Raw genomic sequence first — 22,632 nt, forward strand, 5'->3', positions numbered from 1 at the left:
GTGCCAAATCGCTCCACAATAACTGCTAAAATGGACTCGTGCCCCGCCTGACCTCTTCTCAATTCATGCTGGCCTTGCCCGCCGCCACGCGCCAGCACTTGCCGCCCGAACTCAGCCGCTTCAAGGTTGCCACGCGCGGTTGGCTGTGCCAGCTTTACTATCGCAATCCGCGATTGCACTACGAAGTCTGGAATCTTGGCGAGCGGCGCGGCCTGCTTGAGATCGGCCTGCACTTCGAGAGCCGTGACCGGGCCGAGAACGAAGCCCTGCTTCGCGGCTTCTCGCGCCACATGATTGAAGTGAAGGCGACGCTCGGCCCGCAGTGGGAAGCCGAACAATGGGACAAAGGCTGGACGAAGGTGTACGAGACTGTGCCTTACGAGCCGTTCAACGACGAAGTTCTGGAGGCCATGTCGAAACGGCTGGCGCGGGCGGTGAGGGTGTTACAGCCGATTTGGGAAGAGTTGGAGCGGCTGGTGTAGCTTGCCGGGCGGCGTTCGTCACTACATCCACGTCGGCTCTTCGTAAGTCCCAAACGACTCCCGCATCACATTCACAATTTCGCTCAACGTCGCATAAGCCCGCACGGCGTCCAGGATGAAGGGCATGGTGTTTTCCGTGCCGTTGCAGGCCAGGCGCAGTCGGTCGAGAGTCTGGCCCACTCGGCCATTGTCGCGTTCGCGGCGCAATGCTTGCAGGCGCTTCACCTGCCGGTCGTAGCCGTTGGGGTCCATCTCCAGAATCGGAATCGCAACCGGCTTGTTCTCGACGTAGTCGTTGACGCCGACGATGGTGCGCGTCTTGTCGTCAATCTCGCGCTGATATTGATAAGCGGCGTCGGAGATTTCGCGCTGGAAGAAACCTTTGTCAATGGCCGGCAACATCCCGCCGAGATCGTCAATGCGTTTGAAATAGGCGCGGGCCTGCGCTTCCATTTTGTCCGTCATCGTTTCAATAAAAAATGAGCCGCCGAGCGGGTCAACAGTATTGGTCACCCCGGACTCTTCGGCGATGATCTGCTGGGTGCGCAGGGCGACGGTGACGGCGTGCTCCGAGGGCAGGGCCAGCGCTTCGTCCATCGAGTTGGTGTGCAGGCTCTGGGTTCCCCCAAGCACGGCGGCCAGGGCCTGGATCGCTACCCGCACGATGTTGTTCTCCGGCTGTTGGGCGGTCAGACTCACGCCTGCCGTCTGGGTGTGGAATCGCATCAGCCACGAGCGCGGGTCTTTAGCGCCAAAGGTCTCACGTAGTTCGCGCGCCCAGATTCGGCGAGCGGCGCGATACTTGGCGATCTCTTCAAAGAAGTCGTTGTGAGCGTTGAAGAAGAACGACAGGCGCGGCGCGAACTCGTCCACAGCTAGCCCGCGTTGAATGCCCCAGCGAACGTATTCGAGGCCGTCGGCCAGGGTGAAGGCCAATTCCTGAGCGGCGGTTGAACCGGCCTCCCGGATGTGATAGCCGGAGATGCTGATCGTGTTCCACTGTGGCAAGTGCCGCGCCCCAAATTCAATCGTGTCCACCACCAGCCGCATCGAAGGTTCGGGCGGGAAGATGTATTCTTTTTGGGCGATGTATTCTTTGAGGATGTCGTTCTGAATCGTGCCGCGCAGTTGATCGGGGCGGACGCCTTGCTTTTCGGCGGCGGCGATGTACATGGCCCAGGTGATGGCCGCCGGCGAGTTGATGGTCATGCTGGTGGACACTTTGTCGAGCGGGATGCCGTCGAACAAAATCTCCATGTCTTTGAGCGAACTGACAGCCACGCCGCACTTGCCGAACTCGCCCAGGGCTTCGGGCGCGTCGGTGTCGTAGCCCATGAGCGTCGCCAAATCAAACGCCACCGAAAGGCCGGTCTGCCCCTGATCGAGCAGGTACTTGAAGCGCGCGTTCGTTTCTTCTGCCGAACCGAACCCGGCAAACATCCGCATCGTCCACAACTTGCCGCGATGCAGAGTCGGATGAATGCCGCGCGTGAACGGATACTCGCCCGGCTGGCCGAGATCGCTCAAGTAGTCGAGATCGGCCACGTCGAGCGGCGTGTAGAGTCGGTTGATCGGCTCGGACGAGGTGGTGATGAACTGCGACCGGCGCTCCGGAAACCGGGCCAGCGTCTTTTGCAGGGACGTTTCTTCCCATCGTTCGACTTCTTCGCGGAGCTTGGCGAGTTTGGCTTTATCGTACATTCAAAGGCCTCCTGTGCTGGGGAACTTCCCCCGCAGAATCGGGGTCAAGAAAGAGCAAAGGTGATTAGCGGATTAGACGGCGCAACCCCAGGGCATCATTTCCAACTTCGAAAGATTATAGCATTGCAACAATCAAGAGGAGCGAATAGAATCAAGACAACTCTAATCACACGCAAAGCGCAAGGAACTTTCCTTAATTTCCTTTATTTCCCTAACTTCCTTGCGCCCTTCGCGCCTTCGCGGTTCAAACATCAGGAGACTTCATGATCGATCTCGACATCCCCGGACGCGGCTCGCTTCGTTTGGAACATCTGGTGTTGGACGTGAACGGCACGATTGCCAAAGACGGGCGACTGATTGACAAAGCGGTCAGGCCGCTCAACACCCTCAAAGACCGGCTGACGATTCACTTGCTCACCGCCGACACTTACGGCAAGCAGGATACGATTGACGTGATGCTGGGATTAAAAGCAACGCGCCTCAAACCGGGGAACGAGGCCGAGCAGAAAGCCGACTACGTTCGCGGTTTGGGCGCGGAGAAAGTGGTGGCGATGGGCAACGGCGCGAACGACGCCGCCATGCTCAAGGCCGCCGTCATCGGCGTCGCCGTGCTGGGCGACGAAGGGCTGGCCGTCGAGGCCCTTCAGGCCGCCGACATTTTTGTCCCCGGCCCGGTGGAGGCCCTCAACCTGCTGGAGTTCCCGACGCGCCTCATCGCCACGCTGAGGAGATAGACAACGGATTCAATTCGTTTCAGCCGTTGACCCTGACCCCTCGCACACCCTTGACTGCCCGAATGACTTCTTCGGCGGCGGCGCGTTCTTCGGGCGAGAAGCGGCTTATAAGTTGAATAAGGCCGTTATGAGCCGCAAGGCGGTAGCCCGGTTTGATCTGCCGGGTGCGCGAGTCCGTCGCCAGCGCGTAGGCCGCCGAATACTCCAGCGCATCGTCGTTCATCAGGTCAACGGCCACACCGGGCAAGTCAAACAATGCTCCCTCTATTTGTTCCTGGATCACACCCGTCGCCACCACCCCGCTCACCCGCGCCTGCCCGCCGCTCACTTTCACTTCGAGAAGCGGCTTGGTCACCCGCACCGAGTCGAGCGACCACAACGTCTCGTCAATCGCGTTCTGCAAATCCAGATCCGTTGAAGCCGTATCAACAACAGTTTGTTCTTCCATAGTGTTACTCCTTTGAGTTCATTATAATAACCGCTCACGGCAAATAATCAAGTGAAGAAGATCATCATTCGCCCGGCAGTCGTCGCCGATGCCCCGGCCATCAGCGCCGTTCACTGCTCCACCGTCGAGCGCTGGCTGGCCCAGGACGCGGACGGCGTGGAGCGTCCCGCCCGTTACAATGACCTCACGCCCTTCCAGCGCTGGCTCAACGGCGGCCCCTGGATGGACGCCGAAACGTGCGCCGGCCACCTGAAGCGGCTGGTCGCCGCCGGCGGCTACCCCTTTGTGGCCGAACTCAACGGGCGCATCCTGGCCGAGGCCGAGTTAACTCTCGCCGATGAACCTGCGCCGTTTGGCCGCAACCTCAACCTCGCCGTCCTCTACGTTCACCGAAATCATCAAGGTCAGGGGCTTGGCTCGCTCCTCATGCAAAAAGCATTCGAGTTGGCCGACGAGCAAAACTGCGAAACGTTCACCATTGCCCACGCTGAAGCACCCGACTTCTACTTCAAACGCGGCCTGCGCCAGGCCGCCATCTATACTCGCTTTCGACTTTCGACCCAGACGGCCAATCTCAACTACACCGCCGAGCCGTTGCCAGACGTGCCCTACGATCTGGTGCGCGGCTGGGGCCTGGCGCTTGGCCGCTACCAAAACGCCGCCCACGACTGGGAGCGCACCCGCCCGGACTCCACGCCCGACTTTCCCGAATGGCGAGGCTTGCGACTCGAGCGTTATTGGCTGACTCTCGACGGCCAACGCTCCGCTTTGATACTCGAAGAGTCGCCTCGCTTCCCCGGTTTAGCCGACGTGTTTTTGTTCACCCGCTCTCCTCTCACTCCCGGCCTCCTCGCCGCCATCCGCGACCGCGCCGCCCGTTCCGGCCTCACTCACCTGCACTGTTTTGCCCCCTCCGACTTCAAGCACCCCGACGCCACGGCGCTCGATTACGTTCACCGGCTCTTTCTCAAGCGCTTGCATTCATAGCACACACGGTGCTATTATCACCGCTACATCCAACTTCAGGAGAAAACCGTTATGCCTATTCGCATTGACTCGTTAAAGCAAGACCTTACTTACAATCATATTGCCCTCAAAGGCACCGCTACCTGGTCTATAGCTGTTGCCGCTTTGCAACAGCGAAACGGTCAGAGCAATTGGCCGCTGGTCGTCCTCAAGTCCGATGGCACCTTCAGCGCCGCCGCCTTTAACAAGATTATTGCTTCGGGCGACATCCCTCCTGATACGGCCATTGAAACCATCACCTCTCTCAAACCAGTAGAGACAATTGATGTTAATTCAATGAGCACAGGTGAGGCCAAGAACAAAGCCGACAACTTTAGTAAGCTGTATGTCATTACGGAAAATGGTAAATACAAATATATTGTTGGCAAAATAGAACGTGGCGGCGGCGACCTGCCCTCCGGCAAACTCGGCGAACTCGCCGGCAAAACCGCCGACCTTTCCAAGCTTGGCGACTTTTTGCTGGATGAATAATAGGCTTTATTGGGAATAAGATTAAGACCTGTCAGGTCTTGCGCAGAGCTTGAAAATTGCAGACAGTTTGCTGAGACCTGACAGGTCTTCTCGCGAAGGAGACAGGCCATGGCATTCCTCGGCTTGAGCAGCAGCATCGTCAATCAGGTGGGTAGCACCGTCAGCGGCTGGGTCAAGAACCCGCTCAACCGTAATTTCTTCTACTGGTACTTTTTCCCGGCGCTGGCCTTCATCTTCTTCAACTCTTACCTCATCGGGCCGTTCGCCCTCAACCGGCCCGGCCCCGACATCATCAAGAACGCCAATGAGGTGTTTGCCCCCGCCGAACCCTCGCCCGACGGTAGTTTTCAGGACCCGAACGCTCAACCGGATGCCTCACTCGACGGCTCCGGCCTCTCCGCTGGCGATTACTTCGTGGGTCTGCTTATCTCCTTCCTCGGCGTGGACTTGCTCTACTTTATCCTCGTCCCGTTCTTCATGGGCATCGGCCTCAACGCCGTCGCTTTCCAACTCACGCGCTTCTTCGAAGGCTTTGTCTGGCCGCTCAACTGGCTATTGGCTCCGCTCAAAGCTCGCAACACTACTAAAAGCAAAGAACTGTACGGCGGCCTCTTCGACAAACGGTTGGAATACCTGCGTCTCTACCGGCTGGAGAAAAAGCTGGCCAAAGCCGAGGCCGAGGCCCCACCCTCCCCGCCGCCTTTAGGTAAACCCGCCTTCGCCCCCGAAAAGCAAACCTCCAAAGAAATGCGCGAACAGATGAGTCAACTCAAACGCGCCATTCAAAAACTGCACGAGGGCATCGAAGCCAAAGACAACGCCCGCGGCCTGCCCAGCGACCTGGGCCGGGTGACGCCCACTGCGCTCGGCAATGTGCTGGCTGTGGCCGAAGAGTATCCGTTTGATCGTTACGGGATGGACTCGGTGCTGTTCTGGCCGCGCTTGCGGGCCGAATTAGACGAAGCGACTCTCCAACCACTCGACAGCGCCAAAGGCATGGTGGACGGCTTGCTCAACCTCTCGCTTCTGGCCTATGTGGCCGCCGTCGAGGCGGTGGTGATGGGCGTGATCGTGGCCCTGAACCGGGCGCCGGTGGCCCCGGCGACTCAGCCGCTGGTCGTGTTGTTCGGAAGCGGCGTGCTGGCGCTGGCGCTGGGCTACTTCTCATATCGCGGCGCAGTCAACGCCGCCGAAATGATGGGCAGTCTCCTCAAAACCTTTTTCGATTATCATCGCGACAAAATACTGGAGAAGTTCGGGCTGAAGCGGCCCGACGCGCTGGAGGATGAAAAGGTGATCTGGTTTAAGCTGGGCGCGTTTCTGCGCCGGGGCGAGTCGTTCTACTTCCCGGAAGAGGCGGAGATGGATTAGGTCTCCACTGCCACCGCCGACCGCTTTCTCACATCCAGGTAAGGCAAACTGCGCCGCATCGCCGCGGCGCTTTCTATTTCCAGCGAGAAGTTGGGCGGGTTCGGCAGGGCGCGCAACATCGGCAGAAGCGCCCGGTAGTCGAGCACGCCGTCGTCGAAGCCGCGATGCTCGTCCACACGCCCGCCGTTGTTGTTGAGGTGGGCATATTGAACGAAGCCGCCAAGATCGGCCAGCCAGTTCTTGAAGGGCAGGTCGGAAAATAAGTGGGCGTGACCCACGTCGAGGCAGGCGATCAGCCACGGCGAGTTCACCTGCCGCAGAACGTCGCCAATGATGGCCGGGTCGTATTCCCACATATTCTCCATCGCCAGGCGGACGCCCAACCGGCCCGCTTCTTCGGCCAGCTTGCCCCAAAACGCCACCTGTCGATCCGTCCAGGCGCGGCGGAAGGGCAGGTTACGCATGTTGGTGAGATAGTTGGCGTGGAAGACGATGGTGTGGGCGTTGAGTTGTGCGGCGATGTCGAGATTCTGGCGGTAGCGGCTCAGAGTCACGGCCACGATCTTGGCGTCGAGGCTGGCGCTGGTCATATCCATGAACGCGCCGTGCATGGAAATGGGCCGGTCGAAATCTTTCAGCCGCGTTTTGTAAACGTCAATCCAGTCGGGGTGATTGTCGAGCGCGTCGGGATAAGCAAACGTCTGGATTTCGAGTCCCAACCCGTACTCGTTGGCTAACTCCAGGCATTCTTCGAAGTTGTAGTGGTCACAGGCGAGAGAGACTCTGTCCATGATGTTCGACCAAAAGGATTGTACCCCACGCGTTGAGGCGGCGCAACATAGACGTTTAGGCGACAATATTCAAGCCACGCCAAACTCCTTCAAGGCGCCCGGCACATCCATTCCGGCCCTGAAGTGAACGCCGAACAGCCCGGCCTTTTGCGCCGCTTCTATGTTCACCAGCACATCGTCTACAAACACAGCTTCTGAGGGGAGAACGTTCAGGCGTTGGACGGCGCGGGCATAAATCTCGGCCTGAGGTTTCATGACTCCTTCTTCGGCTGAGATCACCAGTTCTTCGAAGGCGGCCACAATTTTGGGGTGGCCGGCGAGAAACTTGCGCGCGCCACCCCAGGCATTGCTCAAAATTCCGGTGCGATAGCACCCGCGCAAACTCGTCACCCAGTCGAGCAGAGAGTCGTCGAAGCGGTCGCCGCTCCAAAAATCTTTTCGTAGTTCGACGAGTTCAGGCTGGGAGAGGTTGAACTGCTGGCGCACCGACTCCCACACTTCGGCCTCGGTGGCCCGGCCAACGGTGGCGGCTTCGGCGGCGGGGCAGTTGAACACGGCGTTGGCCAGTTCCCAATCCTTCAGGCCAAACCGGGCCTCCCACTTTCGCCGCCCGCTCAAATCTTCAGTGCGTAATAACACGCCCCCTACATCAAAAATAACAGCCTTGATCATCCTTCAATCCAAAATCAACAACCTAAAATCAAAGAGGCGGCCAGGGGTAGTTGCGGCCCGGCCCCGGCTCCGGGTAACACTTTTGCTTAATCAAACGGTCGGCGCGGCGGCGCAGAGCCACGATTTCATCGTTGTCTAGCAACTGGCTCAAGAGGCCCAGCAGGTCGGAGGGCGGGCTGAGCAAGGCTCGAAATTTGCGAAGCGATTCGACGATCTCGTCTGGAATGGATTGGCTGGCGAAGTCCCAGAGCACGGTGCGAAGTTTGGGTTCGGCGTGAAAGCACAGGCCGTGATCAATGGCCCACAATACGCCGTTCGAGTCGCGCAAGACATGGCCGCCTTTGCGGTCGGCGTTGTTCACGAGGATGTCGAAGGCCACGATTCGCTTTAGCGGTTCTTTCTGATCGTCAGCCAGGTTGAAGTAGTGAGCTTCGGGTTCGATGTCCACGTAAAATTGCACCGACCCCGGCCCCTCAACGCCGTCGCGGCACACCGTAGGCGGCACAAAGTCCCACCCCAGCGCACTGCACACCACATAAGCGGCGGTCTCCCGTTTGTAAAGCGTGCTGTCGGGGAAATCCCACAAAGGCCGTTCACCACGCGCCGGTTTGTAAACGGCGGGCAGGCGCAAATCTTCGTATAAGATGTAGACGAGGAAAGTGTAATTGGAGCCCCAGGGCAGGAGGCCCTCCATTTCCATTTTGCCCCGGCTTAGCACTTCGAGCACGCGAGAGGCGGTGAGGGGTTGGGACGTCATGGAGACTGGACGCTTCACGTGGAGATTGAAGGTCGGACGTTTCCAACCTCCAAATTCCAGCCTCTAATATTTGTGCCCATTCCGGCGCGGACAGAAGTGGCCTTCGGGGTCCATAGGCTGAAGGCAGTTGCCGCAAATAGGCCGGCCTTTGGCGGCCACGCTCATGCCCCACTGGGCCATGGCCATCATTTGCGAGCGCGTGCCCCAGAACCGGACGACGATCGCATCGTCGGGGTTGGCCTCTTCAGCTTGAGCCTCCTGAGCCACAATAACCACGTGGTCGGTGTCTTCGTCGTAGCCCAGCCCGATCTGCCCCACCCGGAAAAGCGGCTCCAGCGGCTCCAGCAATTCCATGTCGGCTTCAAAGTAACTGCCGGTGGGTGTGAGCAAATGCGGAAACTTGACCTGAAGCTCCTGAACGAATTGCTCCAGACCCACGCCCAACGACTGCACCTGCTGTTTCTCGCAGATCAGCGTCACCGTTCGCGACTCGGTCTGGCCCTGAAGGTAGAACACACGCTGGCCCGGCTTGCCCATCGCGCCGGTGGTGAGTCGTTTTAACGGATTGAGATCGATCACTTGGCCCATCTTACTTCTTCCCCGCTATTGTCGGTTGTTCGTTCACGCGCAGGATCATCGGCGCGCCGCCGGGCGGCACGCGGATGGCGGTGATCGAGCCGGTGCTGATCATGATCCGCTGAAACGTATCCAGCGGCATCCCCAGATAGTACGCCACCGCCAGCTTAATCACGTCGCCGTGCGAAAACAAAGCCACCAGGTCTTTTGGATGTTTGCGGGCAATCCCCTCCAGAGCGGCCATCGCCCGCCCTTGCACCTCGCGCAAAGTCTCGCCGTTAGGGAACGCCATCGCCGACGGCAGACGTTGAACCACCTTCCACAGTTTCGTCCGGGCCAACATCTTCAGACTCTTGCCCGTCCAATCGCCATAACGCACTTCGCCAATCCCTTCATACTTTTGGATTGACAGCTTCAAGGACTTCGCCAAAGGTCTAGCCGTTTCCAGCGCCCGCTCCAGCGGGCTGCTGTAAATGGCTTTGATAGGCGCTTTCGCCAACCGTTCGGCTAACGCCTCGGCCTGCGCCCGGCCCGTCTCATTCAAATGCACGCCCGGCGTCCAACCGGCCAACTTCCCTTTTCGCGTGTACTCATTCTCGCCGTGGCGGATCAATAAAATATCTGTCATCTATGCCCGTCAAAGTTTGCAAGGTTTGACTGATTTTACCACTGCATTCGACTATAATAGCCGCAACGATGCAGAACACACTCCCATTGTTAGCAAGCCTGGCGCTCGTCATCGCCGCCGCCAAACTGGCCGGCTTCGTTGCCAACCGGCTTGGCCAGCCCGCCGTCATGGGCGAACTGCTCGTCGGCCTCCTCCTCGGCCCGTCACTCCTCAACCTCTTCGACCTGCCCTATTTTCACGACGCGCATGCGCTGGACACCGTGCGTGAATTGGGCGAGATTGGCGTGATCTTCCTCATGTTCGCCGCCGGGCTGGAGATTCATATTGACGACTTCCTCAAAGCCGGTCGGCCCGCCGTGTTTTCCGGAACGTTGGGTGTGATAGTCCCCATTTTGCTCGGGGCCGCCGCCGCGCTTCCGTTTGGCTACGATCTGGCCCACAGCTTCTTCATCGGCATCGTCCTCAGCGCCACCTCGGTCAGCATCTCGGCCCAAACGCTCATGGAGCTTGGCCGCCTGCGCTCGCGCGAAGGCCTCACCCTGCTCGGCGCGGCAGTCGTGGACGATGTCTTAGCCATCGCCGCCCTCTCAGCCTTCGTCGCCCTCATCGCCAACACCGGAACGGGCGGCGCCGGCGGCCTCATCTGGATCATCGCCCGGATGCTGATCTTCCTCGTCGCCGCATTTTTCGTCGGCCAGTGGCTACTGCCGCGCCTCGCCGCCTGGGCCGACCGCCTGCCGGTGAGCGAAGGCGCAACGACCGCCGTGATCGTCATGGCCCTCATCTTCGCCTGGGCTTCAGAGGTTATGGGCGGCGTGGCGGCCATCACCGGCGCTTTCATTGCCGGGGCGGCTTTGGGGCGCAGTCACCTGCGAAAACAGATCGCCGAGAGCATCCACACCCTGGCTTACTCGTTCTTCGTTCCCATCTTTCTGGTCAGCATCGGCCTGGCCGCTGACTTGCGCGAACTCTCCAGCGCCGACCTCGGCCTGGCTGTCGTCATCTGCCTCATCGCCGTCGTTTCCAAACTGCTGGGTAGCGGCCTGGGCGCGAAACTGGGCGGCATGACCTGGCCTGAGGCGTGGCGAGTGGGCGCAGGCATGGTCTCACGCGGCGAAGTCGGCCTCATCGTGGCCGGGGTGGGCATCAGCACCGGCTTCATTGAAAACAACGTCTTCGCGGTCGTGCTGGTGATGGTTCTGTTCACCACTTTGATTGCGCCTGTCCTGTTACGTTTTGCCTTTCAAGAAAAGGTTTTGAGAAATGCCGCAACTCGCCGTGCTGATCATTCATGATCCGACAAAATTAACAGACGTGCTCAACGCCTGGGTAGACGCCGGTATTACTGGCGTGACGATCCTCGACAGCAGTGGTCTTGGCCACCTGCTTCCCGGCGAAACGCGCGACGACCTGCCGCTCTTCCCTTCGTTAGCCGACCTCTTGCAAAGCGCCGAGGAGCGCCACCGCACCATCTTCTCGGTCATCGCCGACGACTTTGATCTCAATCGTCTGGTCGCCGCCACCGAAACTATTTTGGGCCAACTGGCCGAACCCAACACCGGCATTCTGTTCGTCACCCCCGTCACCCGCGTCTGGGGCCTGCAACCCGGGCGAACAAAACGAAAGTGAGGCCGCCATGCAAGCCATGCTCGCCATCGTCCAATCCGAAGACGCCGAAGCCGCCATCGAACAACTAAAAGCTATCAGCCTGAAAAATGTGTCGCGCATCGCCTCGTCGGGCGGTTTTTTGCGGCAGGGCAACACGGCGCTGTGGGCCGCCATCCCGCCCGGCAAGTTGGGCGAAGTGATGGACGCCCTGCGCGCCACCTGCCAGCGGCGAACCACCTACGTTCCGGCTCAACTCGAAGTGGCCCAACTGGCCTCCGCCTTTCCGGTGGAAGTGGAAGTTGGCGGGGCGACCGTGTTTCTGTGCGATGTGGAACGGTACGAGGAAATCTAAGTTAAAAAGAGGCCGACATGTTCAAATTGATTATTGCCATCATTCGTGACAGTGACGCCGGCGCTGTGATTGAGGCGCTGGTGGGCGCCAACTTCCGGGCCACCCGTGTAGCCAGCACCGGCGCGTTCTTCCGGCAAGGCAACACCACCCTCATCATCGGCGTTGAAGCCGACAAAGTGGACGCCGTGATCAGCACCCTCAAGTCGGCTTGCGGCCCGGCCCCTGCTGATGGCAGTCACCGGGCAACGATCTTTGTGTTGAACGCGGCCCGGTATGAGCAAATTTAGCCGGGCGGGATAATGCCTCTTTGCGTCCTTTGCATTTTGAAGTGAGTTGAGGCGGGTCAGGCCGGCGCAATTTGCCGTTGCGCCCATTTCTGAATGACGCCCAGCACCTGTTGTTGATTCGCCAGCAAAGTAAAGAGATGATCGCACTGCGGGATAAGCTCAACTTTAAAATTATCCGAAGCGCGAAACTCATCGTAAACCGGGCCAAGGGTGGCGCGGACAAATTCGTGGCCGGTGCTTCCTTCAGGATGGATGAACAACAACCGTGCGCCACGCTTTAGCAGAGCGCGCATGTCCGCCGCCGCGTTCTCCTCAGGGGCGGCCTGCTCCGGCTGGGCCGGGCGCGCAAACAGGCCCTTGAGGCGGAAGCCCAGCGCCGAGACGCGGTTCCAGATGATGTTCTGGAACACGTTGCGGGCGATGCTTCCATAGTCGGCTTTGCCGGTGAAGAGCTTGATCCATTTTTCGCGGCTGGTCAGCGCGCCTTTGCCATAATAGTTTTGATAATACTGGGCCAGCTTGCGCTTGCGATCAAATTCCTTCCAGGCCTCGCCGACACCTTCGATATTAATCAGCGCCGCTCCGATCACCCGCGAGTCCAGGGTGGCGATGCGATAAGAGTTGATGGCCCCCGAGCAGTGCCCCATGAACAGGAAATGCTTCACCCCTCTGGCTTGAGTCAGAAAGTTCATGGCTTCCTGTGATTCTTCCATGGAGCTTTTGTCGAAGGTCAGATGATCGCTTCGCGGGTTGCTGTCGCCGATACCGGACAGATCGAAGCGAAGGACGACAAAGCCCAGCCCGGCCAGAGCGCGGGCCAGCTTGACGTAGAGGCGGTTGGGGCCGACTCGATGAATCAACCCGGCGTTGAGAATGACGACGGCGGGCAGGCCGTCGCGTTTTTGCAGCGGGTCGGTGAGGATGCCGACCAGCGATTTCGAGTTGCCCAAGGTGACGACGGTTTCTTTCATCATGGAAGGGCCTCGCTGGCCCAGGCCACAATGGCCTGCAAAACCTGTTGCGGCACCAGGGCTTTGTCCGGGTCTTCGGCCCAAATTCGGGGGCCGGGAATGTGTTGATAGTTCACCTGGCAGCCCAGGCCCCTCAGGTGTTGGCCGAGTTGCTCAGCCGCCGGGTCTTCACTGTTTTCGATCAGCAGAACATGGCTGGCCGGTTTCTGGCGCACTGTCAGCAAGTCCAGCTTTTCCAGATCGGCCCATATGGTTTCGGTGAGCGGGAAACCCAGCAATTCAGAAGGCCGGTGGCCGTTGGCGTGTTGCTCGGGCTGGGCGAAGTAGCGCCACAATGTGTCGCGATGCTGGACGGCCAGTTCGTCAACATAGGTTCGCCCGTTGATGGCCGCTTCCCACAAGACGAGGCCGTCCAGGTCGTTGCGCCGGGCGGCGGCCAGCAGGGCCAGCGCCGCGCCGAGGCGAAGGCCTATTAAACAGAGGCGGTCGGCCCCGGATCGTTTTTTGAGTTCGGCGCCGGCGGCGGCAATATCCGCCAGCCATTGAGTCAGGTGGCCTTGATCATCGTCGCCGTTCGAGTCGCCGCAACCGTAATAATCAAAACGCAGAACGGGGAAGCCGGCCCTTGAGAGCCGGAGGGCCAACTGGCGGAAGGCGCGATGCGAGCGAATGTATTCCTGGCCGGCGGGGGCGCACAGGAGAATGCCGCAATCGCGATCCTGGCCGGGCGCAGACTCGTGGTAGTTGCCAAAGAGGGCTTTGCCGGGCGGGCCAAAAAAGAAGGGTACGCTGTCGCGCTCAGGCGCGTTAGAGGTCATTGGTTTTGTCTCCATGAATCAGGGCGCGAGCCGCAAGCCGGCGTCTTCTAAAATCTCGTTGTCACTCAAAAGGGTGATGTTCAAGCCATAGTGAGCGTCGAAGGGTTCGACAAAAACGATGTTGGCTAGCAGGCCAGACAGGGCAGTGCCGGGGTGGCCGACGACATCGTCGAGCCGCCCGTTGTGCGGCTCATTGCCTTTGGCAAAAAAGTTGATCAACTCGCCGCCAATGTGAATGTTGCCAAGTTTATCAAACCGGGGTTGCAGGACGGCCAGCGCCCCGTTTGCGTCTACGACGACAATATCTCGCGAGTCAGCCAGGGCGACGACGGCGGCATTCACTTCGGCAATTGCCCCGGCGGCGCGCTGCCGCCCGGCCTGATTGGGGAAGGTGAGGATCGTGTCCGGGGTTATACTGATGTCGGGAATGGTGACGACGACCATTCGCACCGGCCCGGCGGCCAACACCGTGTCAACGGCAAGGGTGATGTCGGCAATCATGCCCTCAACCTTCGCCTGCAGAGCGTCGTCGCTCAGCGCGCCGTCGTAAATCTCCTTGTAAGTGCCGTTCCAGATTGCGAAATCATTCGCGCCGACCCACATCAAAACGTGCGAGACTTCGCCATTCGCCACCTGCCGGGCCAGGCCCAAATGCTGGCCCGACTCGATCAGGCTGTGGGCTGTGGCGCTGGCGCGCGCCCAGTTGTATTCGTAGCCGGCGCGGCGCGGTTCGTCGCGCGCGCCCCACTCGCCAAAATTCAAGCCGCGCCGCAGGACTAACTGCTCCATCCAGTTGAGGGTGGTGGCCGTGTACGGCTCGCCGCGATTGTTGTCGGCCCGATATTCGTCGGAGAGGCTGTCGCCCATGACGCCAAAGCCGGCGACGGGTTCGGCGGTGGAAGCCGCCGTGAACGTGGCAGGCGTGGGAGTTGGCGCGGCTTCGCCGCCGAAAGGCGTAAGCAACCACTGGCGAACTCGAATGACCCCCAGAACTGCCAGGGCCAGGCCGGCCAGAGCAATAATGAAAAAACGCCGTCTTGAATGATTAGCTTGCACTGTCTGGCCCCTATTGTGTTTGTGGCAACGCCTGCCGGTGCTCGTCGTACATGGCCGCCAATTGCCCAAGTGTTTGCAAACGGATATAAGCCAGATTCAATTTGACTCCCGTTTCCTTTTGCAAGCGGGTCATCACCTCAACCGACAGCAATGAGTGCCCGCCCAGGTCGAAGAAGTTGTCGTACACGCTCACTTGATCCACTTTCAACGCTTCCTGCCAGACTTTGGCTACAAGCGACTCGGTCGGGGTGAGCACTTGAGTCGAGCCGACTGAGGCGGCGGGCCGCTCCCGCTCCGGCGCAGGCAGAGCCTTGCGATCCACTTTGCCGTTGGGCGTGAGGGGCAAGGCAGTGAGAGTCACAAACGCCGAAGGCACCATGTAATCGGGCAGTTGCTCGCGCAGGTAGCGGCGAAGTTCGCGGGCGGCGGGTTTTTGCTCCGAGGCGGGAACCACGTAGGCCACCAGCCGCTTGTCGCCGGGCGCGTCTTCGCGGACGACGACGACGTTTTCTTTGACCGCCGGGTGCCCGGCCAGCACGGCTTCGATCTCGCCCAACTCGATGCGGAAGCCGCGCACTTTGACTTGATGATCAATGCGGCCAAGAATTTCAATGTTGCCGTCCGGGAGATAACGAGCTAAGTCTCCGGTTCGGTAGAGGCGCTCGCCCGGCCTGTCGCTAAAGGGGTGTGAGACAAATCGTTCGGCGGTCAAGTCGGGGCGGTTGAGGTAACCCTGGGCCAGGCCGTCGCCGCCGATATACAACTCACCGGATATGCCAACAGGAACCGGCTGGCGATTCTGATCCAGCACGTAAATGGTGGTGTTGGCGATTGGGCGGCCAACCGGAATGGGGCCGTTTGCCTCTTTGACCTGATAAAGCGTAGACCAGATGGTGGTTTCGGTAGGGCCGTAAACATTCCACAACTCAACGCCCTGCCCCAGCAATTTCTGAGCCAGGTCGCGTGGCAGAATCTCGCCGCCGCACAACGCCTTGAGTCTGCTGCCATCCTGCCAGCCGGCATCCAGGAGCAAGCGCCAGGTGACGGGCGTCGCCTGCATGACTGTCGCGCCCGAAGAGGTCAGGGTTTCAAGCAACTGCGCGCCGTCAGAGGCGGCCTCGCGACTGACGATAACCACCCGCGCGCCTGTGATCAGCGGCAGGAACAGTTCCAGGCCGGCGATGTCGAACGACAGGGTGGTGACGGCAAGCAGGATGTCGTCTTGTGTCAGCCCCGGCTGGCGGCGCATTGAATGCAGAAAGTTGGCAAGAGACTGATGCCGAATTTGAACGCCTTTGGGCTTGCCGGTTGAGCCGGAGGTGTAGATGACGTAGGCCAGGTGGTCGGGAGAGATTAGAGATTGGACGCTCCGCGTGGTTATTGGAGATTGGGCGATGGCGGGCCAATCGGCATCCAGGCAAACCACTTGCACTTGATGATCGGCAAAGATTTCGACCAACGCTTGTTGCGTCACCAGCACCGACGCCTGGCTGTCGGCCAGCATGAAGGCCAGCCGCTCTTTGGGGTAAGCCGGGTCCAGCGGCACGTACGCGCCCCCGGCTTTGAGAACGCCGAGCAAACCAATCATCATGTCCAAAGAGCGTTCGACACAGATACCGACTAAAACCCCCGGCTTCACGCCCAGTCCGCTCAAGTGTCCGGCCAGTTGATTCGCCCGCTCGTTCAACTCGCGGTACGTCAACGACCGATCTTCAAAAACGACGGCGACAGAGTCGGGAGTCCGCTCAACCTGAGATTCAAAGAGCTGATGAACACAGAGGTCTTTCAGGTAATCGGCGGCGGTATCGTTCCACGCCGCCAGTAGTTGATGCCGTTCGGATTCAGCCAACAGCGGCAAGTCTGAGAGAGGCCGGTCAGGATCGGCGGCGATTCCTTCCAGCAACGTTCGGAAGTGGCCGGCCAGCCGGGCAATCGTCGGCGCGTCGAACAAATCGGTGTTGTACTTGATCACGCCCAACAAGGCAGTGTCCGTCTCCGCCGTATCCACGGCCAGGTCAAACTGGCCTTCTTCCTGATGCATGATAAACGGCAACAACTCAAGCCCGCCGATCGTCGTTGAAGTTTCCTTGCCATGGGGAGTCAGGAGATCGGCGGCCAGGCCCAGCCGGGCTACTTTCTGCAAGTTGAACATCACTTCAAAGACAGGCGAGCGGCTGGGGTCGCGCTTGACGTGAAGTTGCTCGACGAGGAGCGGAAACGGATAGTCTTGATGCGCCAGCGCCTCCAACACGGTTTGCCGCATCTGACCCAGGAAGGCTCTGAAGGTGGGGTTGCCGGTGAAATCGGCGCGCAAAGCCACTGGATTGACGAAGTAACCGACGACACGTTGAAACTCCGTCCGGCTCCGGCCAACGGTGGGCGACCCTATCACGATGTCATTCTGGCCGGTGTAACGATGGAGCAATGCGTGGAAAGCCGCCAGAATGACGGTGTAGAGCGTTGTTCTTTCAGCTTTTGCCAGTGCTTTCAAGGGCTGAACCAGCGCTTCATTCAGATTGAACTCACAACTCGTTCCTCGATAGGTTTGCACCGTCGGGCGTGGCCGGTCGGTCGGCAGGTTCAGCACGGGCAGTTCACCCGCGAGCTTCTGGAGCCAGTAGTTCCGCAAGCGTTCGCCATCCGGCCCGGCCAGCAGTTCCTCCTGCCACCGGACGAAGTCGGTGTACTGGACGGCAACCGGCGGCAGAGAAGGCGGCACGCCCGTCAACTCAGCCAGGTAAAACGCGTAAACTTCATCGAGAAGAATCCCAATTGACCAGCCGTCAACCGAGATGTGATGCACCGCCATGAGCAGAACGTGGTCGGTTTCTGAGCGCACAAAAAGATTGAGACGAACCACCGGCCCCTGCTCCAGATCAAACGGACGGCGATAATGGGCCACTACTTGCTCGCTCAACTCGTCTTTACTACAACCTGAAACGTCAATCGCTTCAAGCGCAATCTCGCGCTGGCCGTGAATCTCCTGAACCGTCTCGTCGTCGAGAACGGTATAGACAGCCTGCAACGAGGCATGGCGGGCGACGAGCGCCTGGAAGGCGCGCCCCAGCGCCGGAACGTCCACCTTTGAGCGGATGCGGACTGCAAAGGAGACATTGTAGGCGGCGCTCTCCGGCGCGAGTTGATAGACGAACCACAGCGCCCGTTGGCCGTAGGAAAGCGGCGAGGCCGCCCTGGCTTTGTTTGCCTTTTCCTGAAGAAGTTGCTTTAGAAGCTCCCGCTTTTCTTGAGGCGAGAGCGCGGCAATTGATTGCGAAGCATCGCTCATATTTGGGTTCCACCATCCGCCAACATTGCATTGAGCATTGAGTTGACCTCATCATCTGAAAGCTCGTCCACGCTGATCGCAACTTCGGCCTGCCCGTCGCCATTGCCAGCCACTACCGGCATCATCGGCGTCCCGCCCAGAGCCAGCACTTCGGTTGCCAGATAACCGGCCAGGGCTTCAATGGTCGGATGGTCAAAGGCCAGCGTTGTGGGTAGAGACCGCCCGAGGCTGGATTGAAGCCGGTTCTTGAGTTCGACGGACATCAACGAGTCCATGCCCATCTCGGCCAGGGCCTGCCGCCGATCCAACGGTTTGGCCGGATCGAGTCCGAACACCCTGGCCACCTGTTCCTGAACGTGAACAAGCAACAAGTCGTAGCGTTCTTCGGGCGCGGCGGCTTCCAACTGCTTCATCACATCCGGCCCGGAGACGGCCCGCCCACCCGAGTCGGCAGAGGCGGACTCACCGGCAAGTTCCTGGTAGAGGTGTGGCACGTTGCCGTTGAATTGCCTGGTCAGCCTGGGCCAATGAATGGGCAGGATGCCGGCTTGCGCCAGACTCAACCGGAGAGCTTCGCCAAAAGCTTGCATGCCTTGATCGGGCGAGATCAGCCCCATGCCCTGGCTGGCCCAGCGGCGTTGCTCACGCTCACTCTGGGCCGCAGCCATGCCCACCTCTGACCATGCGCCCCAGTTCAGGCTGAGGGCCGGAAGGCCCTGGGCCTGGCGGGCATGCGCCAGAGCGTCCATAAAAGCGTTGGCCGCCGCGTAGTTGCCCTGGCCTGCCGCGCCCAACAGGGAAGCCGCCGACGAGAACAGCACAAAAAAATCCAACGGCAAGCCGTGAGTCAATTCGTGCAAGGCGGTTGCCCCGTTCACCTTTGGCCCCAGCACTCTGGCAAAACGGTCGCGGTCTTGTTGGGCCAGCATGCCATCGTCCAGCACGCCGGCGGCGTGAACAATGCCCTGCAGAGGCGGCATGGTGTGAGCGATCTCGGCCAGCACCTTCGCCACTTGCTCTTTCTGCGAGATGTCGGCCTTGAATACTTTGACCTGCGCTCCGGTTCTCTCCATCTCACTCACAGCCTCGCCGGACGAGCCTGCCGCGCCACTGCGGCCCACCAATGCCAGGTGACGAGCGCCCTGCCCCACCATCCACTGCGCCACTTTGAGGCCCAGGCCGCCCAGGCCGCCGGTGATCAGATAGGTCGCGTTCTCATGCGCCACGTCGCCGGTCGGGTGATGAATGATGACGACCTTGCCGGTGTGCCTGGCCTGAGCCATGAAGCGGAAGGCGTCGGTGATTTCGTGAGCGGGGAAGGCATGAAGCGGCAAGGTGGTAAGCGCCCCACTGGCAAAGCCGGCTATCAACTCGCGCAACATGGATTGCCACAGCGGCACGTCGTTCGTCAGAACGTAAGATAGATCGTAAGGGAAGTACGTCACCCCCGGCTTCACCGCCTTCATTTGCTCCTCAGTCCAAATGCCGCGCTTGCCGATCTCAAGGAAGCACCCGTCTTCGGCCAGCACCGACACGCTCCGGGTGATGAAGTCGTCGGCGAGGGCATTGAGGACAATATCAACGCCCTGGCCGCCGGTGATCTTCGTGATCTCGTCGGCGAAGTCGAGCGTGCGCGAACTCATAATGTGTTGGACGCCCAGCGACTTGAGGAAGGCCCGTTTCTCAGGGGAACCCGCCGTGCCGAAAATTTCCGCCCCGGCCTGTTTGGCTAATTGCACTGCCGCCAGCCCCACACCGCCCGCCGCCGCATGAATCAACACTTTCGCCCCGCGCTTCATCTTTGCCAGATGCTTGAGGCCGTAGAGCGCAGTCATGAAGGCAATCGGGATCGTGGCCGCTTCGGCAAAGCTCATCGTGTCGGGCTTGGGCGCAAGCAGGGCGGCGCGGGCGATGGCATAGGAACTGAACGCGCCGGTGGCAACGCCCACCACACTGTCGCCCACCTTTAAGTCGGCCACCCCTTCGCCCACTGCCGCCACCACGCCGGCGCACTCGGTGCCGGGGATGCCAGGATCACCCGGATACATCCCCAGCACGTTCAACACATCACGGAAGTTGAGGCCCGAGGCCCGCACCTGGATTTCCACTTCGCCCGGCCCCGGCTGGCGGCGGGTGAGCGGGCGAAGCACAATGTTGTCCAGCACGCCGCGCGAGGTGAAGGCGAACTCAAACGGTTGGGCCGCTTTTGTTTTCGTCCGGGCCAGCCGGGCGGCATGGCGCGCGCCATTGCGCCTTGCAACTTGCGGCTCGCCATCCCCGGCCACAACTTCGGCCAACAGCGACTTGACCTCATCGGTTTCACCCGCCGGGTCCAAGTCAAGGCGTATGCAATGCAAGTCGGGATATTCGAGAGCGATGGTCTTGCCCAAACCCCACACCGGCGACTGATTTAACGAGTGGCCCTTGCCCGCCACTGTTTGCGCGCCGCGCGTGACCAGCCACAGGCCGGGCTTGGTCTCGCCGCTCGCCATTGCCTGCACCAGGTGCAAAACGGAAACAGCCACGGCTTCAGGCGAGTCGCCGTCGGTGTCGGCGCTCCACAAATACACAACGCCGTCTCGCGGGCCGCACTCACGCCTCAATTGCGCGAAGTCTTCGGGGCGAGCGGGGTTGACCTGCCAGCGCCCGGCATCCAGCGCCGCGAATGACTCACCCGCCAGAACCACGTCACACGTTACGCCCTGCTCCTTCAGTTGAGCCGCCAGCGCCTCGCCCAGCCCGCCGCGCTCGGCAAAGACCAGCCAACTGCCTTTTGCATTTTCTTTTGGCTCGCTCAATGCTTTGGGCCGCCACGCCGTTTCGTAGAACCAATCGGCCAGACTCTTCTGCGAGCCGAGCGCGCTTCGCAGGGCTTGCCGCGAGGCGCGTTTGAGTGTCAGCCCTCGTAATTCAGCCACAAGCTGGCCCGTCTCGTCGAACAGTTCCAGGTCGCTCGTCACCGTCTCGTGGCCCGGCTGGGCCGTCACCCGCGCCCAGGCGCCGGCCTGGCCGGAGGCATAAACCGTCAGGCGTCCCATGCCAACCGGCAGGTAAACGTCGCCCTCGCCCTCTGCCACACGCGGCAAGGCCACGCCCACTACGTGAAAGGCGGCGTCCAGCAAAGCCGGGTGCAGATGGAACGACGAGGCCTCGCCGGCCTCCGGGGCGAGTCGAATCTCGCCCCAGGCGGCGGCCTCACCGCGCCACAACTTCTTCACACCCTGAAACGTCGGCCCATATTCCACGCCCAACTCGCTCAGGCTCCGCCTAACTTTTTAGGGAATTTTTTCCTTAATTTTAATTTTTTTATTTTTTAGTTCATAAACTATAATATAAATAATATCTATTAAACGTTCTCAAAAATTTGATTAAAAAAAGTTATTGATTATTAAATACAAGGAATAATTTTATTAAATAATTAAAAAACAAAACAAAAAATATAGTGTTACCATTTTTATTTAAAATGAGGTTAGTTAATTTTTTAAAATCAAATACAAATAATAAAGTATTAAACGAAAGAATAAAAATATAGAACATATTTTGATAAATACCGGAAAATATTATCTAATTATTATTTTATTTTTGATATTTTTGAGTCAAATTATAAAATCTTCTATATGTATAATTGACAAACACGTAATCCTGTTTTCTTAAATCATTATCAGCAATACTTGGAGGATCTTTATAAATTAAAAAAAATATTAAATTAGTATGTTTATAACATTTTTTATATTTTTGTAATAATAGTTATGTTCTTAAACAGAAACTGTGGTTATTTGGAATATTAGAATAAAATAGTTTATTTAATAGCAAAAATCAAACCTAAATCAAGATCTTCATTTGGAAATTCGTCAAAATTAGAAGTGTCATCGATTGATTTTATTGTAGGCAAATATGGCGCCGGACGATCTCTAATATGCTCCCAGTCCACTCCTTTTAAAAATGGATGCATCTTTATTTCTCCTAAATTATTCGAACGATGTTCGGCGTCACAACAAAATCTTTATAAAATTTAATTCAAATAACATATACAGTGCTGGTCCTGGTACACGATTTTACGTAAATTTACGTAAAATTGTGTATTATATATGTATATTCACGTATATTTATGTATTATATTTTTTAAATAAAAATAATCTAAATGCAAACATATTAATCATGAGAGATACATTGAAGAATCAGAATATTGAGTTTACATGAATTTATATGAATTACTAAAATTTCATAAAATTTAAATAATTGGAGCCACTGAATTCATATTAAAATTTTATGATATTTTTTTTAATTTTAATTTCTAAAGTTTTTTTTTCATAAAATTTCATAAACTTTGTATGAATTAGTATAAATTATAACATTTAGTTACTAAATGTTATAATTCTGCACTGTATAAACAGTGGCGTCAGACAGCTTGTAACATTACGTAAGCTTACGTAAGGTTCAAACATTACGGTAAAAAAGCTTACGTAAGCTTACGGTAGGCTAAATTTTTTATTTTTTTTATTTTAACTTAAGTATTTCATGTTCTAAAATAGTGTACTCTATCAAATCAAACACGCTGATTCCAATTATGAAGTCTATTTTTAGTTTAGGCTGTTAA

General features: G+C 58.1%; 22 protein-coding genes. 9 read left to right on the forward strand and 13 right to left on the reverse strand.

Annotated features, from left to right (window positions below; all coding sequences use genetic code 11):
• Nucleotides 1–38 precede the first annotated feature (38 nt).
• A complete protein-coding gene (locus HYZ49_18010) occupies nucleotides 39–482 on the forward strand; it encodes a hypothetical protein (GenBank protein MBI3244180.1) in 444 nt (147 codons plus the stop codon).
• Nucleotides 483–503: 21 nt separating this feature from the next.
• Here the strand turns inward: HYZ49_18010 and HYZ49_18015 are convergent, their stop codons facing one another.
• The gene (locus HYZ49_18015) at nucleotides 504–2,183 is read right to left on the reverse strand and encodes a methylmalonyl-CoA mutase family protein (GenBank protein ID MBI3244181.1); all 1,680 of its coding nucleotides are present in this window, start codon (nucleotides 2,181–2,183) and stop codon (nucleotides 504–506) included.
• 263 nt (nucleotides 2,184–2,446) lie between these two features.
• Here HYZ49_18015 and HYZ49_18020 point away from each other — a divergent pair, with 263 nt between their 5' ends.
• A complete protein-coding gene (locus HYZ49_18020) occupies nucleotides 2,447–2,917 on the forward strand; it encodes an HAD hydrolase family protein (GenBank protein ID MBI3244182.1) in 471 nt (156 codons plus the stop codon).
• Nucleotides 2,918–2,936: 19 nt separating this feature from the next.
• Here the strand turns inward: HYZ49_18020 and HYZ49_18025 are convergent, their stop codons facing one another.
• Nucleotides 2,937–3,365: a hypothetical protein gene (locus tag HYZ49_18025; protein MBI3244183.1), complete on the reverse strand. Its 429-nt coding sequence runs from the start codon at nucleotides 3,363–3,365 to the stop codon at nucleotides 2,937–2,939.
• Between the two features lie 51 nt (nucleotides 3,366–3,416).
• On the opposite strand from HYZ49_18025, the gene HYZ49_18030 reads away from it, so the two are divergent.
• The 3 genes from HYZ49_18030 to HYZ49_18040 all read left to right on the forward strand — a co-directional run bounded on the left by HYZ49_18030 (nucleotide 3,417) and on the right by HYZ49_18040 (nucleotide 6,233).
• Nucleotides 3,417–4,352 (forward strand): GNAT family N-acetyltransferase, encoded by a 936-nt coding sequence (locus tag HYZ49_18030; protein ID MBI3244184.1) that lies wholly within the window; start codon nucleotides 3,417–3,419, stop codon nucleotides 4,350–4,352.
• A gap of 51 nt (nucleotides 4,353–4,403) precedes the next feature.
• Nucleotides 4,404–4,862 (forward strand): hypothetical protein, encoded by a 459-nt coding sequence (locus HYZ49_18035; protein ID MBI3244185.1) that lies wholly within the window; start codon nucleotides 4,404–4,406, stop codon nucleotides 4,860–4,862.
• Between the two features lie 108 nt (nucleotides 4,863–4,970).
• On the forward strand, nucleotides 4,971–6,233 hold the full coding sequence (locus HYZ49_18040; GenBank protein MBI3244186.1) for a hypothetical protein: 1,263 nt from the start codon (nucleotides 4,971–4,973) through the stop codon (nucleotides 6,231–6,233).
• On the opposite strand, the gene HYZ49_18045 is transcribed toward HYZ49_18040, so the two are convergent.
• The 5 genes from HYZ49_18045 to HYZ49_18065 form a co-directional block, all read right to left on the reverse strand.
• Entirely contained in the window at nucleotides 6,230–7,024 is a 795-nt protein-coding gene (locus tag HYZ49_18045; protein MBI3244187.1) for a sugar phosphate isomerase/epimerase, read from the reverse strand. The genes HYZ49_18040 and HYZ49_18045 overlap by 4 nt on opposite strands.
• A 69-nt stretch (nucleotides 7,025–7,093) precedes the next feature.
• Nucleotides 7,094–7,696, reverse strand: coding sequence for an HAD family phosphatase (locus HYZ49_18050; protein ID MBI3244188.1), 603 nt, complete (start codon nucleotides 7,694–7,696; stop codon nucleotides 7,094–7,096).
• 28 nt (nucleotides 7,697–7,724) lie between these two features.
• Nucleotides 7,725–8,453: an SCO1664 family protein gene (locus tag HYZ49_18055; GenBank protein MBI3244189.1), complete on the reverse strand. Its 729-nt coding sequence runs from the start codon at nucleotides 8,451–8,453 to the stop codon at nucleotides 7,725–7,727.
• A gap of 63 nt (nucleotides 8,454–8,516) precedes the next feature.
• Nucleotides 8,517–9,041 carry a DUF3090 domain-containing protein gene (locus tag HYZ49_18060; GenBank protein ID MBI3244190.1) on the reverse strand — a complete coding sequence of 175 codons (525 nt, stop codon included), beginning with the start codon at nucleotides 9,039–9,041 and terminating at the stop codon, nucleotides 8,517–8,519.
• Between the two features lies 1 nt (nucleotide 9,042).
• Nucleotides 9,043–9,657 carry an MSMEG_4193 family putative phosphomutase gene (locus HYZ49_18065; protein MBI3244191.1) on the reverse strand — a complete coding sequence of 205 codons (615 nt, stop codon included), beginning with the start codon at nucleotides 9,655–9,657 and terminating at the stop codon, nucleotides 9,043–9,045.
• A 68-nt stretch (nucleotides 9,658–9,725) separates the two neighbouring features.
• Between HYZ49_18065 and HYZ49_18070 the strand changes: the two genes are divergently transcribed.
• The 4 genes from HYZ49_18070 to HYZ49_18085 are packed head-to-tail and all read left to right on the forward strand — an operon-like array spanning nucleotide 9,726 to nucleotide 11,904.
• Nucleotides 9,726–10,952, forward strand: coding sequence for a cation:proton antiporter (locus HYZ49_18070; GenBank protein ID MBI3244192.1), 1,227 nt, complete (start codon nucleotides 9,726–9,728; stop codon nucleotides 10,950–10,952).
• Nucleotides 10,921–11,286: a hypothetical protein gene (locus HYZ49_18075; GenBank protein ID MBI3244193.1), complete on the forward strand. Its 366-nt coding sequence runs from the start codon at nucleotides 10,921–10,923 to the stop codon at nucleotides 11,284–11,286. The genes HYZ49_18070 and HYZ49_18075 overlap by 32 nt, the downstream gene beginning before the upstream one ends.
• A 7-nt stretch (nucleotides 11,287–11,293) precedes the next feature.
• Nucleotides 11,294–11,617, forward strand: coding sequence for a cyclic-di-AMP receptor (locus HYZ49_18080; GenBank protein MBI3244194.1), 324 nt, complete (start codon nucleotides 11,294–11,296; stop codon nucleotides 11,615–11,617).
• Nucleotides 11,618–11,634: 17 nt separating this feature from the next.
• Nucleotides 11,635–11,904 carry a cyclic-di-AMP receptor gene (locus HYZ49_18085; GenBank protein MBI3244195.1) on the forward strand — a complete coding sequence of 90 codons (270 nt, stop codon included), beginning with the start codon at nucleotides 11,635–11,637 and terminating at the stop codon, nucleotides 11,902–11,904.
• Between the two features lie 56 nt (nucleotides 11,905–11,960).
• On the opposite strand, the gene HYZ49_18090 is transcribed toward HYZ49_18085, so the two are convergent.
• The 6 genes from HYZ49_18090 to HYZ49_18115 form a co-directional block, all read right to left on the reverse strand.
• Nucleotides 11,961–12,878, reverse strand: coding sequence for a hypothetical protein (locus HYZ49_18090; protein MBI3244196.1), 918 nt, complete (start codon nucleotides 12,876–12,878; stop codon nucleotides 11,961–11,963).
• Complete coding sequence (locus HYZ49_18095) at nucleotides 12,875–13,693, reverse strand: alpha/beta fold hydrolase (GenBank protein ID MBI3244197.1); 819 nt, start codon at nucleotides 13,691–13,693, stop codon at nucleotides 12,875–12,877. The genes HYZ49_18090 and HYZ49_18095 overlap by 4 nt, the downstream gene beginning before the upstream one ends.
• An 18-nt stretch (nucleotides 13,694–13,711) precedes the next feature.
• Nucleotides 13,712–14,749: a hypothetical protein gene (locus HYZ49_18100; GenBank protein MBI3244198.1), complete on the reverse strand. Its 1,038-nt coding sequence runs from the start codon at nucleotides 14,747–14,749 to the stop codon at nucleotides 13,712–13,714.
• A 10-nt stretch (nucleotides 14,750–14,759) separates the two neighbouring features.
• Nucleotides 14,760–18,035 (reverse strand): amino acid adenylation domain-containing protein, encoded by a 3,276-nt coding sequence (locus HYZ49_18105; protein MBI3244199.1) that lies wholly within the window; start codon nucleotides 18,033–18,035, stop codon nucleotides 14,760–14,762.
• On the reverse strand, nucleotides 18,032–21,286 hold the full coding sequence (locus HYZ49_18110; protein ID MBI3244200.1) for an SDR family NAD(P)-dependent oxidoreductase: 3,255 nt from the start codon (nucleotides 21,284–21,286) through the stop codon (nucleotides 18,032–18,034). The genes HYZ49_18105 and HYZ49_18110 overlap by 4 nt, the downstream gene beginning before the upstream one ends.
• A 548-nt stretch (nucleotides 21,287–21,834) precedes the next feature.
• Entirely contained in the window at nucleotides 21,835–21,987 is a 153-nt protein-coding gene (locus tag HYZ49_18115; GenBank protein ID MBI3244201.1) for a hypothetical protein, read from the reverse strand.
• Nucleotides 21,988–22,632 lie beyond the last annotated feature (645 nt).

It is taken from the genome of Chloroflexota bacterium (assembly GCA_016197225.1).
Lineage (GTDB): Bacteria > Chloroflexota > Anaerolineae > Anaerolineales > VGOW01 > VGOW01.

Bases quoted from the DNA above. Each gene is read 5' to 3' on its own strand.
- HYZ49_18015 (MBI3244181.1), bottom strand. From the start codon at position 2,183: ATGTACGATAAAGCCAAACTCGCCAAGCTCCGCGAAGAAGTCGAACGA.
- HYZ49_18020 (MBI3244182.1), top strand. From the start codon at position 2,447: ATGATCGATCTCGACATCCCCGGACGCGGCTCGCTTCGTTTGGAACAT.
- HYZ49_18025 (MBI3244183.1), bottom strand. From the start codon at position 3,365: ATGGAAGAACAAACTGTTGTTGATACGGCTTCAACGGATCTGGATTTG.
- HYZ49_18035 (MBI3244185.1), top strand. From the start codon at position 4,404: ATGCCTATTCGCATTGACTCGTTAAAGCAAGACCTTACTTACAATCAT.
- HYZ49_18040 (MBI3244186.1), top strand. From the start codon at position 4,971: ATGGCATTCCTCGGCTTGAGCAGCAGCATCGTCAATCAGGTGGGTAGC.
- HYZ49_18045 (MBI3244187.1), bottom strand. From the start codon at position 7,024: ATGGACAGAGTCTCTCTCGCCTGTGACCACTACAACTTCGAAGAATGC.
- HYZ49_18050 (MBI3244188.1), bottom strand. From the start codon at position 7,696: ATGATCAAGGCTGTTATTTTTGATGTAGGGGGCGTGTTATTACGCACT.
- HYZ49_18055 (MBI3244189.1), bottom strand. From the start codon at position 8,453: ATGACGTCCCAACCCCTCACCGCCTCTCGCGTGCTCGAAGTGCTAAGC.
- HYZ49_18060 (MBI3244190.1), bottom strand. From the start codon at position 9,041: ATGGGCCAAGTGATCGATCTCAATCCGTTAAAACGACTCACCACCGGC.
- HYZ49_18065 (MBI3244191.1), bottom strand. From the start codon at position 9,657: ATGACAGATATTTTATTGATCCGCCACGGCGAGAATGAGTACACGCGA.
- HYZ49_18070 (MBI3244192.1), top strand. From the start codon at position 9,726: ATGCAGAACACACTCCCATTGTTAGCAAGCCTGGCGCTCGTCATCGCC.
- HYZ49_18075 (MBI3244193.1), top strand. From the start codon at position 10,921: ATGCCGCAACTCGCCGTGCTGATCATTCATGATCCGACAAAATTAACA.
- HYZ49_18080 (MBI3244194.1), top strand. From the start codon at position 11,294: ATGCAAGCCATGCTCGCCATCGTCCAATCCGAAGACGCCGAAGCCGCC.
- HYZ49_18085 (MBI3244195.1), top strand. From the start codon at position 11,635: ATGTTCAAATTGATTATTGCCATCATTCGTGACAGTGACGCCGGCGCT.
- HYZ49_18090 (MBI3244196.1), bottom strand. From the start codon at position 12,878: ATGATGAAAGAAACCGTCGTCACCTTGGGCAACTCGAAATCGCTGGTC.
- HYZ49_18095 (MBI3244197.1), bottom strand. From the start codon at position 13,693: ATGACCTCTAACGCGCCTGAGCGCGACAGCGTACCCTTCTTTTTTGGC.
- HYZ49_18105 (MBI3244199.1), bottom strand. From the start codon at position 18,035: ATGAGCGATGCTTCGCAATCAATTGCCGCGCTCTCGCCTCAAGAAAAG.
- HYZ49_18115 (MBI3244201.1), bottom strand. From the start codon at position 21,987: ATGCATCCATTTTTAAAAGGAGTGGACTGGGAGCATATTAGAGATCGT.